General features: G+C 44.6%; 17 protein-coding genes. 7 read left to right on the forward strand and 10 right to left on the reverse strand.

The window, feature by feature from the left end:
• Window positions 1-340: 340 nt before the first annotated feature.
• Window positions 341-1,135 carry an SDR family oxidoreductase gene (locus tag VL525_RS21625; protein ID WP_325389629.1) on the reverse strand — a complete coding sequence of 265 codons (795 nt, stop codon included), beginning with the start codon at window positions 1,133-1,135 and terminating at the stop codon, window positions 341-343.
• 155 nt (window positions 1,136-1,290) lie between these two features.
• Here VL525_RS21625 and VL525_RS21630 point away from each other — a divergent pair, with 155 nt between their 5' ends.
• The 7 genes from VL525_RS21630 to VL525_RS21660 all read left to right on the forward strand — a co-directional run bounded on the left by VL525_RS21630 (window position 1,291) and on the right by VL525_RS21660 (window position 5,093).
• Window positions 1,291-1,614, forward strand: a complete 324-nt coding sequence (locus VL525_RS21630) for a metalloregulator ArsR/SmtB family transcription factor (RefSeq protein ID WP_325389631.1) — start codon at window positions 1,291-1,293, stop codon at window positions 1,612-1,614.
• 6 nt (window positions 1,615-1,620) lie between these two features.
• Window positions 1,621-2,088 carry an SRPBCC domain-containing protein gene (locus VL525_RS21635; protein WP_325389633.1) on the forward strand — a complete coding sequence of 156 codons (468 nt, stop codon included), beginning with the start codon at window positions 1,621-1,623 and terminating at the stop codon, window positions 2,086-2,088.
• Between the two features lie 7 nt (window positions 2,089-2,095).
• Window positions 2,096-2,476 (forward strand): DoxX family protein, encoded by a 381-nt coding sequence (locus VL525_RS21640; protein ID WP_325389635.1) that lies wholly within the window; start codon window positions 2,096-2,098, stop codon window positions 2,474-2,476.
• Window positions 2,477-2,636: 160 nt separating this feature from the next.
• Entirely contained in the window at window positions 2,637-3,203 is a 567-nt protein-coding gene (locus VL525_RS21645; RefSeq protein WP_325389637.1) for a DUF4256 domain-containing protein, read from the forward strand.
• A gap of 33 nt (window positions 3,204-3,236) precedes the next feature.
• Window positions 3,237-3,818, forward strand: a complete 582-nt coding sequence (locus VL525_RS21650; RefSeq protein ID WP_325389639.1) for a YdeI family protein — start codon at window positions 3,237-3,239, stop codon at window positions 3,816-3,818.
• 84 nt (window positions 3,819-3,902) lie between these two features.
• Complete coding sequence (locus VL525_RS21655; RefSeq protein ID WP_325389641.1) at window positions 3,903-4,538, forward strand: DUF1080 domain-containing protein; 636 nt, start codon at window positions 3,903-3,905, stop codon at window positions 4,536-4,538.
• 87 nt (window positions 4,539-4,625) lie between these two features.
• Window positions 4,626-5,093 (forward strand): SRPBCC family protein, encoded by a 468-nt coding sequence (locus tag VL525_RS21660; protein WP_325389643.1) that lies wholly within the window; start codon window positions 4,626-4,628, stop codon window positions 5,091-5,093.
• A gap of 143 nt (window positions 5,094-5,236) precedes the next feature.
• Here the strand turns inward: VL525_RS21660 and VL525_RS21665 are convergent, their stop codons facing one another.
• The 9 genes from VL525_RS21665 to VL525_RS21705 form a co-directional block, all read right to left on the reverse strand.
• Complete coding sequence (locus tag VL525_RS21665) at window positions 5,237-6,520, reverse strand: tetratricopeptide repeat protein (protein ID WP_325389645.1); 1,284 nt, start codon at window positions 6,518-6,520, stop codon at window positions 5,237-5,239.
• A 3-nt stretch (window positions 6,521-6,523) separates the two neighbouring features.
• A complete protein-coding gene (locus tag VL525_RS21670; protein WP_325389647.1) occupies window positions 6,524-7,717 on the reverse strand; it encodes a hypothetical protein in 1,194 nt (397 codons plus the stop codon).
• Between the two features lie 29 nt (window positions 7,718-7,746).
• Window positions 7,747-10,317, reverse strand: a complete 2,571-nt coding sequence (gene gyrA, locus VL525_RS21675) for a DNA gyrase subunit A (RefSeq protein ID WP_325389649.1) — start codon at window positions 10,315-10,317, stop codon at window positions 7,747-7,749.
• Window positions 10,318-10,487: 170 nt separating this feature from the next.
• On the reverse strand, window positions 10,488-11,174 hold the full coding sequence (locus VL525_RS21680; protein WP_325389651.1) for a DUF1295 domain-containing protein: 687 nt from the start codon (window positions 11,172-11,174) through the stop codon (window positions 10,488-10,490).
• A 28-nt stretch (window positions 11,175-11,202) separates the two neighbouring features.
• The gene (locus VL525_RS21685) at window positions 11,203-11,595 is read right to left on the reverse strand and encodes a hypothetical protein (RefSeq protein WP_325389653.1); all 393 of its coding nucleotides are present in this window, start codon (window positions 11,593-11,595) and stop codon (window positions 11,203-11,205) included.
• Window positions 11,595-12,491: an oxygen-dependent coproporphyrinogen oxidase gene (gene hemF / locus VL525_RS21690; protein WP_325389655.1), complete on the reverse strand. Its 897-nt coding sequence runs from the start codon at window positions 12,489-12,491 to the stop codon at window positions 11,595-11,597. The genes VL525_RS21685 and hemF overlap by 1 nt, the downstream gene beginning before the upstream one ends.
• Before the next feature lie 39 nt (window positions 12,492-12,530).
• Entirely contained in the window at window positions 12,531-13,790 is a 1,260-nt protein-coding gene (locus tag VL525_RS21695) for an MFS transporter (RefSeq protein ID WP_325389657.1), read from the reverse strand.
• A gap of 100 nt (window positions 13,791-13,890) precedes the next feature.
• A complete protein-coding gene (locus tag VL525_RS21700) occupies window positions 13,891-14,088 on the reverse strand; it encodes a cold-shock protein (RefSeq protein WP_325389659.1) in 198 nt (65 codons plus the stop codon).
• Window positions 14,089-14,237: 149 nt separating this feature from the next.
• A complete protein-coding gene (locus tag VL525_RS21705; RefSeq protein WP_325389661.1) occupies window positions 14,238-14,873 on the reverse strand; it encodes a peroxiredoxin in 636 nt (211 codons plus the stop codon).
• Between the last annotated feature and the right edge of the window lie 4 nt (window positions 14,874-14,877).

Below are 14,877 nucleotides of genomic sequence, written 5' to 3' on the forward strand. Positions count from 1 at the left end.
AGCCAATTTACCTTTGTTCTTATTCCGCCCCATAAATGGGACGGCAATGAAGCATGTTTGACACCGTCACTGCCGTTGGCTTTAGCCCAATGTCATTAAGTTAAGCAAGTCGTCTACTCGACTCACCCGGTCGTTGCTTCGCTCGACCACCCTCTCTACTTCGTAAAGAGGGTTTAAATGCCCTCTTTATGCGCAGCAAAGAGAGGGCCGACCAGCGTAGCGTCGTCGGGGTGAGTCAACGGAGCGCGTTCATTATCGCCATTTTTCCTTAACTTAATGACATTGGGCTTTAGCCAACGGACAAATGAAAAGAAAAAATAGCTTTAGCCCAATAATATAGTTAAAGAATACCCTTAACCACCCCACCATCGGCCCTTAAAGCTGCCCCGTTGGTTGCTGACGATAGGGGACTGGCTACGAAAGTCACCAGGCTGGCTATCTCATCCGTGCTGGTAAAACGCTTCAGCAGCGAAGTAGGGCGCACATGCTCGAAAAATTCCTTCTCAATTTCAGCTACACTTTTTCCCTGCTGTTTAGCCAGGCTTTCCACAAAATCGCCCGCTCCTTCAGAATAGGTGGGGCCGGGCATTACCGTGTTTACCGTAACATTGGTACCGGCAGTTAATTCAGCCAGGCCGCGTGAAATGGCCAGTTGGGCGGTTTTGGTCATGCCGTAATGGATCATTTCAGCCGGTATCTGCACCGCCGACTCGCTGGAGATAAAAATGATGCGCCCCCAGTTATTGGCCATCATCTTATCAAAGTACGCCCGCGACAGCCGGACGCCGCTTAACACGTTCACTTCAAAAAATTTGATCCAATCGGCATCAGGTATATCTTTAAATGCTTTTGGTTCGAATATACCCACGTTATTTACAAGTATGTCCACTTCCGGTAACTGGCTGATAAGATTTTCCACCTGCCTGCCGTCAGCAAAATCTACCGCGAAACCTTTAATGTTTGGATTGCCGGTTTCGTCTTTCAATTTTTTAATGGCGGTGTCAACGCGTTCGGCAGTACGGCCGTTGATATAAACTTCGGCACCTTCATTGGCCAATGCTTTTGCTATTGAGTAACCAATACCGGCTGTCGAGCCGGTAACCAGGGCTTTTTTGTTCTTTAATTGCAGATCCATAGTATTAATGTTTGATACTAAATTAATGCTTATTTGAAAACGAACGGCTGACAAATGGAAAGATGCCTAACCAATGACAAACTGTTTTGAAAATTTTCAAAAAAACTTGCGTAGTTAAATGACTACATTTATATTTGTAGTCAAATAGCTACATAATGAATTTACGACGGGACGTTTTCCAGGCCATAGCCGACCCAACCAGGAGGGCCATACTGCTGCTGGTTGCTTCGCAATCGCTTACAGCAGGGGCAATTGCCGCAAACTTTGATACGGCAAGGCCGACAGTTTCAAAGCACTTACAAATACTTACCGAATGCGAACTGCTTGCACAGGAGCAAAATGGAAGGGAGATCCACTATCACATCAATGCAAAAAAAATGAAGGAAGTAGCCGAATTTATCGAACCGTTCCGCAAAATGTGGGACGACAGGTTTAACCTGCTGGAAGATATTATGAAAGAATACAAAACCAAAAAATAAACCGATATGGAACTAAAAACAAAAGTAAATGCCGAAGACGGCAAGCAGGATATAATGATCACCAGGGAATTTGACCTGCCGTTGGAACTGCTTTTCAAGGCTTTTTCGGAGCCCGAACTTATTGAGCAATGGATGGGAACTAAAGTGCTGAAACTGGAAAGTAAAAAGCACGGCAGCTGGCAATTCGAAACAAAAGACCCCAAAGGTAATGTAGCTTTCCAGGCCAGCGGGGTGATACATGAGTTTATCCCCAACCACAAGATAACCCGGACATTCGAAATGTCGAACACACCTTTTGGCGTGCAACTGGAGGTAACAGAATTTGAAAGCCTCACCGATGACACCAGCAAGATAAGCATGCATGTGATCTACGAATCTGCAGCACAGCGCGACGAGGTACTGAAACTGCCGTTTACCCAGGGCATTAACTGGGCGCACAACCGGTTAGAGGAAATAGTAAGCAAACTCAAATAATTAAAAAATGGAAAAGAGAAAAAAACTTTGGTACTGGATAATTACGCTATTGTTATCCTTTTGCATCTTTTCGGGCGGCCTGGCGCAAACTATGCAACTGCAGGGTGTGGTGCAGGGTTTTAAACCGCTTGGTTATCCAACGTATTTTATATCGGTCATTGGCGTTTGGAAAGTACTGGGTGTAATTGCGATATTGATACCCGGCTATCCATTGGTTAAGGAATGGGCGTATGCAGGTATCTTTTTTGTAATGACCGGCGCGGTGATCTCGCACATTGCCAGCAACGACATTCATGCGCAAATCATAGCTCCGTTCATACTTGCGATATTTACAGTGTTGTCATGGTATCTGAGGCCGGCGGACCGGAAAATATTTGCGGTTAAATAGGGCCGTATCAGCCTCAGCCGAAACCCCTTTAAAAGAGATGCTGAAACCGGAAAAAATAGACATTTTGAATTAAAATCCTCTCCTTTGGAGAGGACTTAGGTGAGGCGAAACTTAATGCATGCCCGGGGCAAGCTTAGCAAAGCGATATTTCAACCAATAAATGAACAACATGAAAAAGGAATTGTCTCCGGCACAGGCCAAAGAATTACTCGATACGTTGAAAACCCGTTTTGAGAAAAACATGACCCGCCACAAAGGTCTTGAATGGGCCAAAATATCGGCAAAGCTGGAAGCTGGTGCCGAAAAACTGTGGTCGCTTAATGAAATGGAACGGACAGGAGGGGAGCCCGACGTGGTCGGCCGGGATGCAAAGACCGGCGAATACCTCTTTTATGACTGCTCCTCGGAAAGCCCCAAAGGTCGCCGGAGCCTATGTTATGACCGTGAGGCGCTGGATGCAAGAAAAGAATTTAAACCGGAAAACAGCGTTGTCGATATGGCTCATGATATGGGAATTGAGCTTTTAACAGAAGAACAATACCGGGAATTGCAGCAATTGGGCAATTTCGACCTGAAAACGTCAAGCTGGATACAAACGCCTGCCACTATCCGGAAGCTTGGCGGGGCCATCTTTTGCGACCGCCGTTACAATACGGTTTTTGTTTACCACAACGGGGCGGAATCCTACTATGCGGCGAGGGGTTTTCGTGGCTGTTTAAGAATTTGATATTTGTACAATAAATAGTAAACCATGAGCAGTATGAACCCAAAGGTTGATTGGTTTTTTAACAAGCCCTCGCAGTGGCAGGAAGAGTATGATAAATTGAGAATGATCATCCTCGGTTGCGGGCTTACAGAGGAATTGAAATGGGGCCAGCCCTGTTATACCTATAACAACGGAAACATCGTTTTAATTCACGGATTTAAGGAATATTGCGCCCTGCTGTTTTTTAAAGGTGCATTGATGAACGACCCTGAAGGCATACTGATACAGCAAACCGAAAATGTGCAGAGCCCGCGCCAGGTAAGATTTAGCAATTTGCTTGAAATTGTTGAGCAGGAGAATATCCTGAAAGCGTATATTGCAGAGGCCGTCGAAGTGGAAAAAGCAGGGTTAAAAGTAGAACTTAAAAAAACTTCAGATTATGAAGTGCCTGCGGAGTTTCAGTATAAATTAGATCATATACCCCAATTGAAAGCTGCTTTTGAGGCATTAACGCCGGGCAGGCAGCGTGGCTACCTGTTTTATTTTTCCCACGCCAAACGATCAGAAACACGCCAGGCACGGGTTGAAAAATGCATCCCGCAAATACTCAGCGGAAAAGGGCTCGACGACGAATGATGATATTATTTGAGGGTTAAAAAACACCGCCAAGCGATCAATACCGATCAGAAATAGTAGATTTGAAAAACCCATTGACTATTTATGAAAAATCTTACCCGTTTCTTTTTTATTTCCTGCCTGCTTTTTTGTTCTGTAAAAAGCCAGGCTCAGCAAGGCGGCTGGATATCGCTTTTTGATGGCAAATCCCTCAATGGCTGGAAAGTTGGCGACAATGCCGAAACTTTTTCGGTAAAGGATAGCATGATCATTGTTCACGGAAAAACGGCCCACCTTTTTTACGTGGGTAACGTGCAGGACCATAATTTTAAGAATTTCGAATTTAAGGCCGATGTTATGACGCACCAGGGTGCCAATTCGGGCATTTATATCCATACGGGTTACCAGGAAAGCGGATGGCCGGCAAAAGGCTACGAGATACAGGTAAATAATTCGCATACCGACTGGCGCAGGACAGGCAGCGTTTACGGCATCCAGGACATTAAGGAGGTTTATGTGAAGGACAACGAATGGTTTACGATGGATATCACCGTCAGCGGAAAAACGATCACTGTTAAGATAAATGATAAGGTTGTAAATGAATATACCGAACCTGCCGATCTGCACCGCACCGGCGGTGATGCCGAACGTGTGCTTTCCAGCGGCACTTTTGCCCTGCAGGGGCACGACCCCAACAGCCTGGTTTTTTTCAGGAATATCATGGTAAAGCCTCTGCCTTAACAGGTTGTTGTCCGGTTGCAAATAATACAATTGGGCTGTTACATTTGTACGTATAAATTTATCAGTGTTGCAGCCCGGGCCTGACTTATGAAACCCAAATTTCAATCAAAACAGGAAGTTATCATCAAGGCACCCGTCGAAAAAGTTTGGGAATTTAACCAGGACCTTTCAAATATCCCTTTATATCATCCGCAGGTTGATAAGGTGGATCTTATTTCGGGTAAGCGATTTCGCGAAGCCGGCGTAGCGTATCAATGTCATATTGCTGGCAGCCGGCACACTTGTATTGAAAAAGATATAGAGATTGTGCCGATGAAAAAAATTGTAACTGTTTTTCCATCCGACACTATGGGCCTGGCAAAATTACTGCCCGATTATATTGTGGAATCCAGCCTCACAAAAATTGATAAAAATACCACGCGGCTTGATATTGCTCATTATTATTCCAGTTCAAAATGGAAAGTTAAACTGCTTAACTTTTACATCAAAAGAAAAATTGCCCCACAAATACAGCAAATGCTGAATGCTATGAAAAACGCCATCGAGGCCGAATAGCATAGCGACGACCCCAATTAACAGCCAGTTTTTCGGTTTGCTATATTTTTCTCATAATTAATATTATGTTAAGTAATATCAAAATTTATAAAGCCTGCTTTTAACAGGCTTTATAAAATATCCCTCCTTTTATCGTGGGACTATTAATTTTTTGGCAGCGCTTCTATTTTCTTTTGAACGGCGTTGGCATTGGCTTCATCACGTGTTCCGAGATAAAAAGATTTTAAATTGGTAAGCGCATCAAGCGATGAAGAATTCAATTCAACCGCTTTTAGTAAATATGGTTTGGCCTGGTCAAACTGTGCCTTTGCTTTGGCCATTTGCGCATCGTAAACTTTGGTTTGCGTTACCGGTATTTGCTGTGCATCATTGTACATGTCAATAGCTGGCGCCATGGTTACGTATCCCAGGTTCAAAACCGCTTCAAAATAATTCGGATCAATGGCCACGGCTTTTTTGTACTGTTCGGCAGCCTTAGTCAGGTTGTCGTTTCTTTCCTGTTTCAATTTAACAAGCTGCGGGTCAGGTGCGGTTGCTTTCGCCCCTTTAGCTGCTTTCTCCATCTTTTTGATCTGCGATGCTTTGGTTTCAGCAATTTGTGAATAAGTTAAACCCTCATAATAATACAAAGTTTTGTTATTCGGATCGGCCTTGATAGCTGTTTCAATTTTGCCGATCAGTTCGCTTCCCTGGCCTGCCAGCAGGCTAACTTCTATTTCACGCTTGCGCAGGTCATTATCTGCCGGATATTTCTCTACCGCAGATCCTATCGCTTTTATAGCTGCTGTGGTATCCTTATTTTGCATGTACAAGGTAACCAGGTCGTTATATGCCTGAACTTTATTTTTATAATCGGTGGTAACCAGCTTATTGTAATTAGTAATAGCTGCAGGATAGTTTTTTGCGTTGGATGCTGAAATAGCCGAATAAAGGATCATTGTGGTATCCTCAGGCAGTATCTGGCGCCCTTCGTCGAAAGCTTTATAGGCTTCGTCGTAATTTTTGGCCTGGAATGCTTTTACACCCTTGTCTAACTGAACCTGGGCCATTTCGCGGCCTGCATTCTGTATCAGGGCGGTGTTCTCATTCTTCGTGTCCAGCTCGCGGGCCTTTTTCAGCGCATCGGCGGCAGTAGCATAATCAGATGCAGCAGCTGATGCATCGGCATCTGTAGTAGATAACGACGCATAAATAGCTGCTTTCAAGGCGAAAGTTTGTGGTAACCCGGATGTTTTTGAGTTTTCCGCGGCTTTGTCTATACTGGTTTTTGCCAGGGTAAGCGAGGGCTTAGCCAGCGTCATATTTGCTCTGAGGCCCTGGAATTTTGTATAATTCTCATTGGCGTTGTCCAATTCTCTTTTTTGAGCAAAAGCGCCTAATGCTGTGTACGACATAACAAGCGCTGTCATCAAAACTTTGATTTTCATGTTTTATTGATTGGTTAATAATTTAAGTTTACTGTTTATTTTGTCTATTTGGTCCTGGTCGCCGGTTTTTGCATATACCAATTGTAATAACTGGAGGCATTTAACATCATTAGGCGATATTTCATTTGCTTTTTCCAGCCACTGTGCAGCTCTTGCCACATCTTTACTTTCTTCTTCGCCATGTTTTGAAACTGATTCTTTAAAATAAAGCAAACCAAGGTTGTAAACCGGTTCATATAAAGCGCTGTTCAATTCAATGGAACGTAAATATAGCGATTCTGCTTTATTAAAATCATTCAAATGATCATAACAATTTGCGGCAACATACGCAACCTCTGCATTATTCGGATTTTGATCCATCAGCTTTGGAAGCAAACCGTGAAGGGAACTATAATCTCTTTTGTTGCTGTAAATATTTGCTTCGTCCAGCAGCAGGAACCGGTCATCAGGCAGATATTTCCGCCCTTTTTGTAATATCTGGAGCGCTTTTGAAGTATCGCCGATGGCTTTATAAGTATTAGCTGCAGCTTCAATGATGTCGGCTTTTGTACTATCGGTTTTAAGCAGTTCGGTATAGTTTCTCGCCGATTCAATGAGGTTACCAAGGTGACTGTTGGCATAGCCGATATAGGCATTCAGCTCTTTAAACTCCGGTGCATATTTTTTAGCCTGGCGGAAGGCGGACATGGCATTATAATAATCTGTTAAGCGCATATAGCCGAAACCATGGCGTATGAAAACATTTGCCAGGCACCGTCTCGAAAAATCCATTTCGGGCTGGTACTTATAAATGCGCTTATTGGCCAGCAGCTTATCGACATCACGGCACACCTGGTCGAAAAATGTCACCGGTTCTTTCAGCTTATTTAATGAATCGATGTAAGCGATGCTTGAATAAACAACAGCCTTATACACGTTTTTGCGCAGATCGACCGAATCTTTATGCGTTTTGATGAGGCTATCGACCGATTTTTTGGCGCTTGCCAGGTATTTGAGGTCCTTCTTTTGCTTGTAAAAAGCCAGGTTATTTACCACGCTTTTAAATACTTCCGACTGGCCGAAAGCATGTGTTACCGGGAACAAGCAGATCAATAGCAGAAATGTGAGCTTGCGGCCTGTCATATTTATTCCTATAACTGTGCTGATGGCAAAAGGCACTCTGCCCCTCTTTTGGAGGGGGGCATCGCACAGTTTCATTGTTTGTTTATTAAGGTAGTTTAAACTATTTATTCTTCCGTTGTGTCATGAGGTGAAGCTTCGGTTCCCGGATCTTCAGTGGTGCCGGTATTTTCAGCATTCTCCCCGTTTTCGTTTATTTCATCTTCCGAATCGTCATGTTCTATTTTCGCAACCGATGCGATCTCGTCATTTTCTTTTAATGTTATCAACCTTACACCTTGCGTGGCTCGGCCCATCGTCCTTAACTCGCTGATAGCCATGCGGATAATAATACCCGAACGGTTGATGATCATCAGGTCTTCCTTATCAGTAACACCTTTTATGGCAACAAGTTTTCCTGTTTTATCAGTAATATTTAAAGTTTTTACACCCTTGCCGCCACGATTTGTTACCCGGTAGTCGTCGATATCGGTACGTTTGCCGTAACCTTTTTCGGACACCACCAGTACCGTCGTTTCAGGATTATCGATGCTGATCATGCCTACAACCTCATCGCTGTCATTCTCCAGGCTGATACCGCGCACACCGGTGGCGGTGCGGCCCATTGGCCTTACCGTTGCCTCGTTAAACCGTATCGCACGGCCCGATTTCAATGCCATTACGATCTCGCTGCTTCCGCTGGTCAGGTTAGCCTCAAGCAGGGTATCGCCTTCGTTGATGTTGATGGCGTTGATACCATTGGCACGCGGACGTGAGTATGCTTCGAGCGAAGTCTTTTTGATGGTACCTTTCTTGGTACACATGATGATAAAGTTATTTTCGAGATATTCTTTATCCTTCAGGTTTACAATTTTGATGTAAGCCTTGATCTTTTCTTCTTTCGGAATATTGATGATATTCTGGATAGCACGACCCTTAGAGACGCGTGTACCTTCCGGAATTTCAAATACGCGGAGCCAGAAACAACGGCCGGCTTCGGTAAAGAACAGCATATAATTATGGTTCGATGCTATCAGCAAATGTTCGATAAAGTCCTCATCACGGCTATTGCTGCCCAATGATCCTTTGCCACCCCTGCCCTGCCTGCGGTATTCGGTAAGTGCGGTACGTTTGATGTAGCCTTCGTGCGATATGGTTATTACCACATCCTCATCCTCGATAAAGTCCTCGGTCTGCATTTCGGCAGACGAGTAAACGATCTCGGTTTTACGCTCATCGCCGTATTTATCTTTTATCTCCGTCAGCTCATCTTTGATGATCTGCATACGCAAGCCTTCATCAGCTAAAACAGATTTTAAATACTCGATGGTTTTCATCAGCTCGGCATACTCGTCTTTGATCTTGTCGCGTTCCAGTCCTGTCAGCCTTCTCAGGGTCATATCCAGTATGGCGCGTGCCTGTATCTCTGATAAACCAAAAGTCGTCATCAAACCATCGCGGGCCTCTTCCGGGGTATTCGATGCCCTGATGAGTTTTATTACCTCGTCCAGGTGATCCAGGGCTATCAATAAGCCTTCGAGTATGTGGGCTCGCTTCTCTGCCTCAGCCAGGTCATATTTGGTACGGCGTATAACAACTTCGTGACGATGCTCGACAAAATGATGGATCAGGTCCTTCAGGTTCAGCATCATCGGCCTGCCGTGTACCAGGGCAATATTATTTACGCTGAACGATGTTTGCAGCGCTGTATATTTATAAAGGTTGTTCAGTACGATAGCCGCGTTCGAATCACGTTTTATTTCGTAAACCACGCGGATACCCTCGCGGTTGGACTCATCGCGAATTGCGGATATACCTTCAATTTTCTTTTCTTCAACCAGTTCGGCAGTACGCTCTATCATGGTCGATTTATTAACCTGGTAAGGCACTTCCGTAACAACTATACGCTCGCGGTCGTTACCATGTACTTCTATCTCGGCACGGCCCCGCATCACTATCCTGCCACGACCAGTCTCTAAAGCTTCACGAACGCCATCAACACCGTAAATAATACCACCTGTAGGAAAATCGGGGCCCTTTACGTGTTTCATCAACTCACTCACCTCTATTTCGCGGTTATCTATCAATGCCAGGGTAGCATCGATAACTTCGGTTAAATTGTGGGGGGCCATATTGGTGGCCATACCTACTGCAATACCCGATGCTCCGTTTACAAGCAGGTTCGGGATCTTCGCCGGAAGAACCGTAGGCTCCTCGAGCGAATCGTCGAAGTTAAGCTGGTAATCAATAGTATCCTTGTTGATATCGGCCAGCATTTCTTCCGCTATCTTTTGCAGCCTGGCCTCGGTATAACGCATTGCCGCAGGTTCGTCGCCGTCGATAGAACCGTAGTTTCCCTGCCCTTCCACAAAGGGATAGCGAAGGCTCCAGTCCTGCGCCATACGCACCATGGCATCGTACACCGAAGTATCGCCATGCGGGTGATATTTACCCAAAACCTCACCCACGATACGGGCCGATTTTTTGTAGGGTTTGTTGTTGTTCAGGCCCAGGTCGAGCATGCCGTACAACACACGCCTGTGTACCGGTTTTAAGCCGTCGCGCACATCGGGTAAAGCACGCGAAACGATCACCGACATTGAATAATCAATGTACGCAGATCGCATTTCTTCATCAATATTTATCGGAATTATTCTGTCTTCAGGGGTGGAATTGCCGTTTTCTGTTTCTTCAGCCATTGTATAATTAGTGTAGAAAAAATTTGTTTATAGCGGTGCTATGGGATGTTTTCCAAAGCGACTTGCGAAGTTACGAAAATACTTGGTTTGCCGGGCAGTTTTTTATGCACATTGAAGCCAAAATGTGAGTAATAAGATAACAAAATCGCTGTGCCGGAAAACGGACGATATTAATAAATAAACGGTATAAGCATACTGGTGCTTTTGGCATATTCGTCAAACTCCTTACAGTACTTCGACCTAAGATATTTTTCCAATTTTGGGGCATTATAAAAGGCAAAAAAGCAAAAAAGGAACAGCGGGATAACCGAAGCGTACCAGTTGCGCGATATAATTGCATAAGCCGTAACCCACAACAGGTCGCCGAAATAATTGATATGCCTGGAGTATTTAAAAAAGCCGCCGGTATACAGTTTGCCTTTATTCGCCTGCTGCTTTTTCCAAACATCTCTCAGGGTTTCTCCGGCGGTGTTCAATACACAACCCGTAAAAAACAGGCCGATGGCCAAATAATCGAAAATATCGACCGCGTACCCACCCGGCAACGCAAATAATGTAAACCCAATATAATACATCGCAAATGCAAAAGGCACGTCGATACTTTCGCCCCACGGTATCCTTCTCTTCACCAGGAAAAACATCGTGTAAGCCATACGCATGAAAATGATGACATTGAAAATAAAAACGATATAACGGCGCGCCGTAACTGCGGTATTGCGGATATGCAGGTGCTGTTGCACCCATTCGCCACCGGGGCCAAAAAGTATCCACCATGATAGCCAAAGGAAAACAACCTCGAGCAGGTGGATGACTATTTTTTGGGGTAAGCTTTTGTTTTTTTGTCCGTACAGGTCCATATACTGATAAACGAACGGCGCAGCAGCGTTATTTTACCCTTTTCCAATATTCTTCAATGATCATTCCGGTTGGCAGTGTACCGCTAAGGATAAGCGAGTCTTTGCGTACTTCGTAATGATAAGCAACCGGGCGGCCGGTGAGTTTAGAAGGTTGTTTGCTGAATGTTTCGGTTTCAATACAGGTATCGCTTTTCAGGAAATAATAGCCCGATTCAAATTTTTCGGGTTTGCTGCCCTTGTCTATTACAAAGGCTTCGAAAGTTGTGTCGCTGTAATTGCGGCGCAGGGTATAACCGGCTGGCGCCCCCTCCTTTTTGCCGTTATAAATACCCCCGGCGTAGCGCCATGTTCCCTTTAGGGTTTTTGGGCCCGAAAACGCTGCCAACACAGCTATAACAAATATTCCGGCAAATACTTTCATTAAACCCAATCTATCCCCTTTTTAAGCAAAGATAATGTTTTCTCCTCCCCGCTTCCCGGCTGCGGCTGATAATTATACACCCATTTGGCGGTTGGGGGCAGGCTCATCAGTATCGATTCGATACGGCCGTTGGTCTCGAGTCCGAATTTGGTGCCGGCATCGTAAACCAGGTTAAACTCTGCATAGCGGCTGCGGCGCTGGTACTGCCATTGCTGTTGCGCTTCGGTAAACGGTTTATCGCGGTTGCGGTTGATAAGTTCGGTGTAAACCGGCGCGAAAGTACGACCGACGGCTTTGGAAAATTCAAAGATATTATCCCAGCTCAATTCGCTGTTCGCCGCAAGCTTGTCATAAAATATGCCGCCTATGCCCCGCGTTTCGTTGCGATGCCTGATAAAGAAATAATCGTCGGCCCATTTTTTAAAACGCGGATAAAAATCAGCGCTGTATTTGTCGCAGGTTGATTTTAAATGGCCATGGAAAAAACGCGCGTCATCTTCAATAACATAATGAGGGGTCAGGTCGATACCACCGCCAAACCACCGCACTTCTGAACCCGGCATTTCGAAATACCGGATATTCATGTGGATGATAGGCACCATCGGATGGTTTGGATGGATAACAATGGATACGCCCGTAGCAAAAAAGTCATCTTGCTCCACGCCCAAAGCTTTTTTCATTACAGGCGGCAATTTACCTTCCACTGCCGAAAAGTTAACCCCTCCCCTTTCTAAAATATTGCCGTTTTGCATTATGCGGGTGCGGCCGCCGCCGCCCCCGTCGCGTTGCCAAAGTTCCTCTTCAAACTTCCCTTTTCCGTCGCACAGTTCAAGCGCGAGGCATATTTCGTCCTGTATGGTTTGGTAATCGGCAGCTATTTGTTCCTTGGTTATCATCGGCGCAAATTTGCAGAAATATTGCTGAAACCACCCGGATTATATTTTTTCTGACACCTCACTCAGGTTAATATCCTCAATATAATCCAGATCCTTATGAAAACTCTCTTTTAACTGGCTAAGCGAGAGCAGTGCAACAACGGTAAGTATGCCCATTACAATATATCCGCTGGTGATCATGCCGTAATGTTTTACAAAAACATTGAAAAGCGCACTGATCGGTATCAGCGAACCGCGAACAAAATTCGGGACGGTTGTAGTTACGGTAGAACGTATATTGGTGCCAAATTGCTCGGCAGCAATGGTTACAAATGTCGCCCAATAGCCAACAGCACAGCCCATAAAAAAACATAGCCAGATAAATTGGTTATTGGTTAATCCCCTCGCGCTTAAATAGGCCACAACCGTTCCGGCAGATACCAGCAGGAATATCAGCATTGTAAGTTTGCGAGATTTGGTGATCTGCGATAGAATGCCGGCAAAAACCCCTCCTACCGATATACCCACATAGGTATACAGAACACCCGTTCCTGCGCTTAAAGTTTCTTTTGCACCCAGGGCCGTACCAAATTCGGGTGAAAGAAAGACAAGTACACCCACAACATACCACAATGGTGCGCCTATCAGGATGCAATACAGGTATTTCGAAAAGCGTCCCCAGTTTGTGAACAGCATAAAGAAATTCCCTTTCGATACATTTTTTTCCGCAACATTTTTGAACATGCCCGATTCAAACGTACCCAACCTCAGCAATAGTAAAATAATACCCAGTCCTCCGCCAACGTAATAAGCTATGCGCCAGTCCTGCTTGCCAACTATTGCGGCGGCAACGGCCCCAAAAAGACCTATTACGGCAACTATGGTTGTTCCCCATCCCCTGTTTTGTTTGCTTAAAGTTTCGCTTACCAGTGTTATCCCTGCACCTAATTCGCCGGCAAGGCCAATACCCGCCACAAAACGGATGATGGCATAGGTATTTACATTATGTACCATACCGTTCGCAAAATTGGCAAGGGAGTATAATAAAATAGAGCCAAACAGTACCCTGATGCGCCCAAGTTTATCACCAATAACGCCCCAAAGTATCCCGCCAAGAAGCAAACCAAACATTTGAACGTTCATAATAAATTGCCCGGTTGGCACTTGCTGACTATCGGGCACCCCAATTTCCCGCAGGCTCCGAACCCTGACTATGGAGAAGATCAAAAGATCGTAGATATCAACAAAATAACCTAAGGAAGCTACGAGCACCAGGAAAATGGCGTTACGGGTAAGTTTGGAAGGGAGTTGTTCGGTCATATATTGCAATAATTGGCTGGGCTAATTTGATAAAATTTTTTACATAAAAAAACCTCCCCGCATGGCGAAGAGGTTCCCTCGTTTTGATCAGAATAGTCTTTTATATCTTTTTCACTTTTACTGCCTGTAATCCTTTTCTGCCTTCTTCCACTTCATACTCCACGTTATCATTGTCCTTAATGGCATTTACGCCTCCCTGTACATCTTTAAAATGTACAAAAAGATCTTTGCCCTCATCGGTAATGATGAAACCGTAGCCTTTTTGTGTGTTAAACCATTTTACTTTTCCAGTTTTCATAATATTGTTATAGTATTAAAAGAATTAGTTCAAAAGTTAAAAAAACAATAGCGCAACTGAAAATACTAAGGTATTGTAACTCAGAAAGCAACATGTATTAACCCTATACTACACCAAATATATAAAATTAATTAAAAAATAAAATAAAATTATTTATTTGGTTGCGGCGTAGTTCTAAGATATGGTTTTATTATCTTATGACCTTTAGGAAATTTTGCCGGGATGTCCTCCGTCTTTATCGCGGGCACTATAACCACATCCTCTCCTTCCTTCCAGTCGGCCGGTGTGGCCACGCTGTAATTGGCCGTTAATTGAAGCGAATCGATAACACGTAAAATTTCCTGGAAGTTTCTTCCGGTCGATGCCGGGTAAGTTATCATCAGTTTGATGGTCTTATCGGGTGCGATAATAAACAGCGAGCGAACGGTTGCTGTAAGTGAAGCATTCGGGTGTATCATGTCGTACGCCAGCGCTATTTCACGGTTCTCGTCCCCAATTATAGGAAAATTTACCTCGACGCCCTGTGTTTCATTGATGTCGTTTATCCAGCCCTTGTGCGATTCTACCGAATCCACACTCAAAGCGATAACTTTTACATTACGTTTGGCAAATTCGTCTTTTAACGATGCCGTTCTGCCCAGCTCTGTTGTGCAAACTGGTGTGTAATCTGCCGGGTGCGAAAATAATACACCCCAGCTATCACCAAGGTATTCGTAGAAGTCGATCTCGCCTTCTGATGTTTTGGCCTTAAAGTTTGGGGCCGCGTCGCCTAATCTTAAGCTCATAATA

This window comes from Mucilaginibacter sp. (genome assembly GCF_035492695.1).
Classification (GTDB): domain Bacteria; phylum Bacteroidota; class Bacteroidia; order Sphingobacteriales; family Sphingobacteriaceae; genus Mucilaginibacter.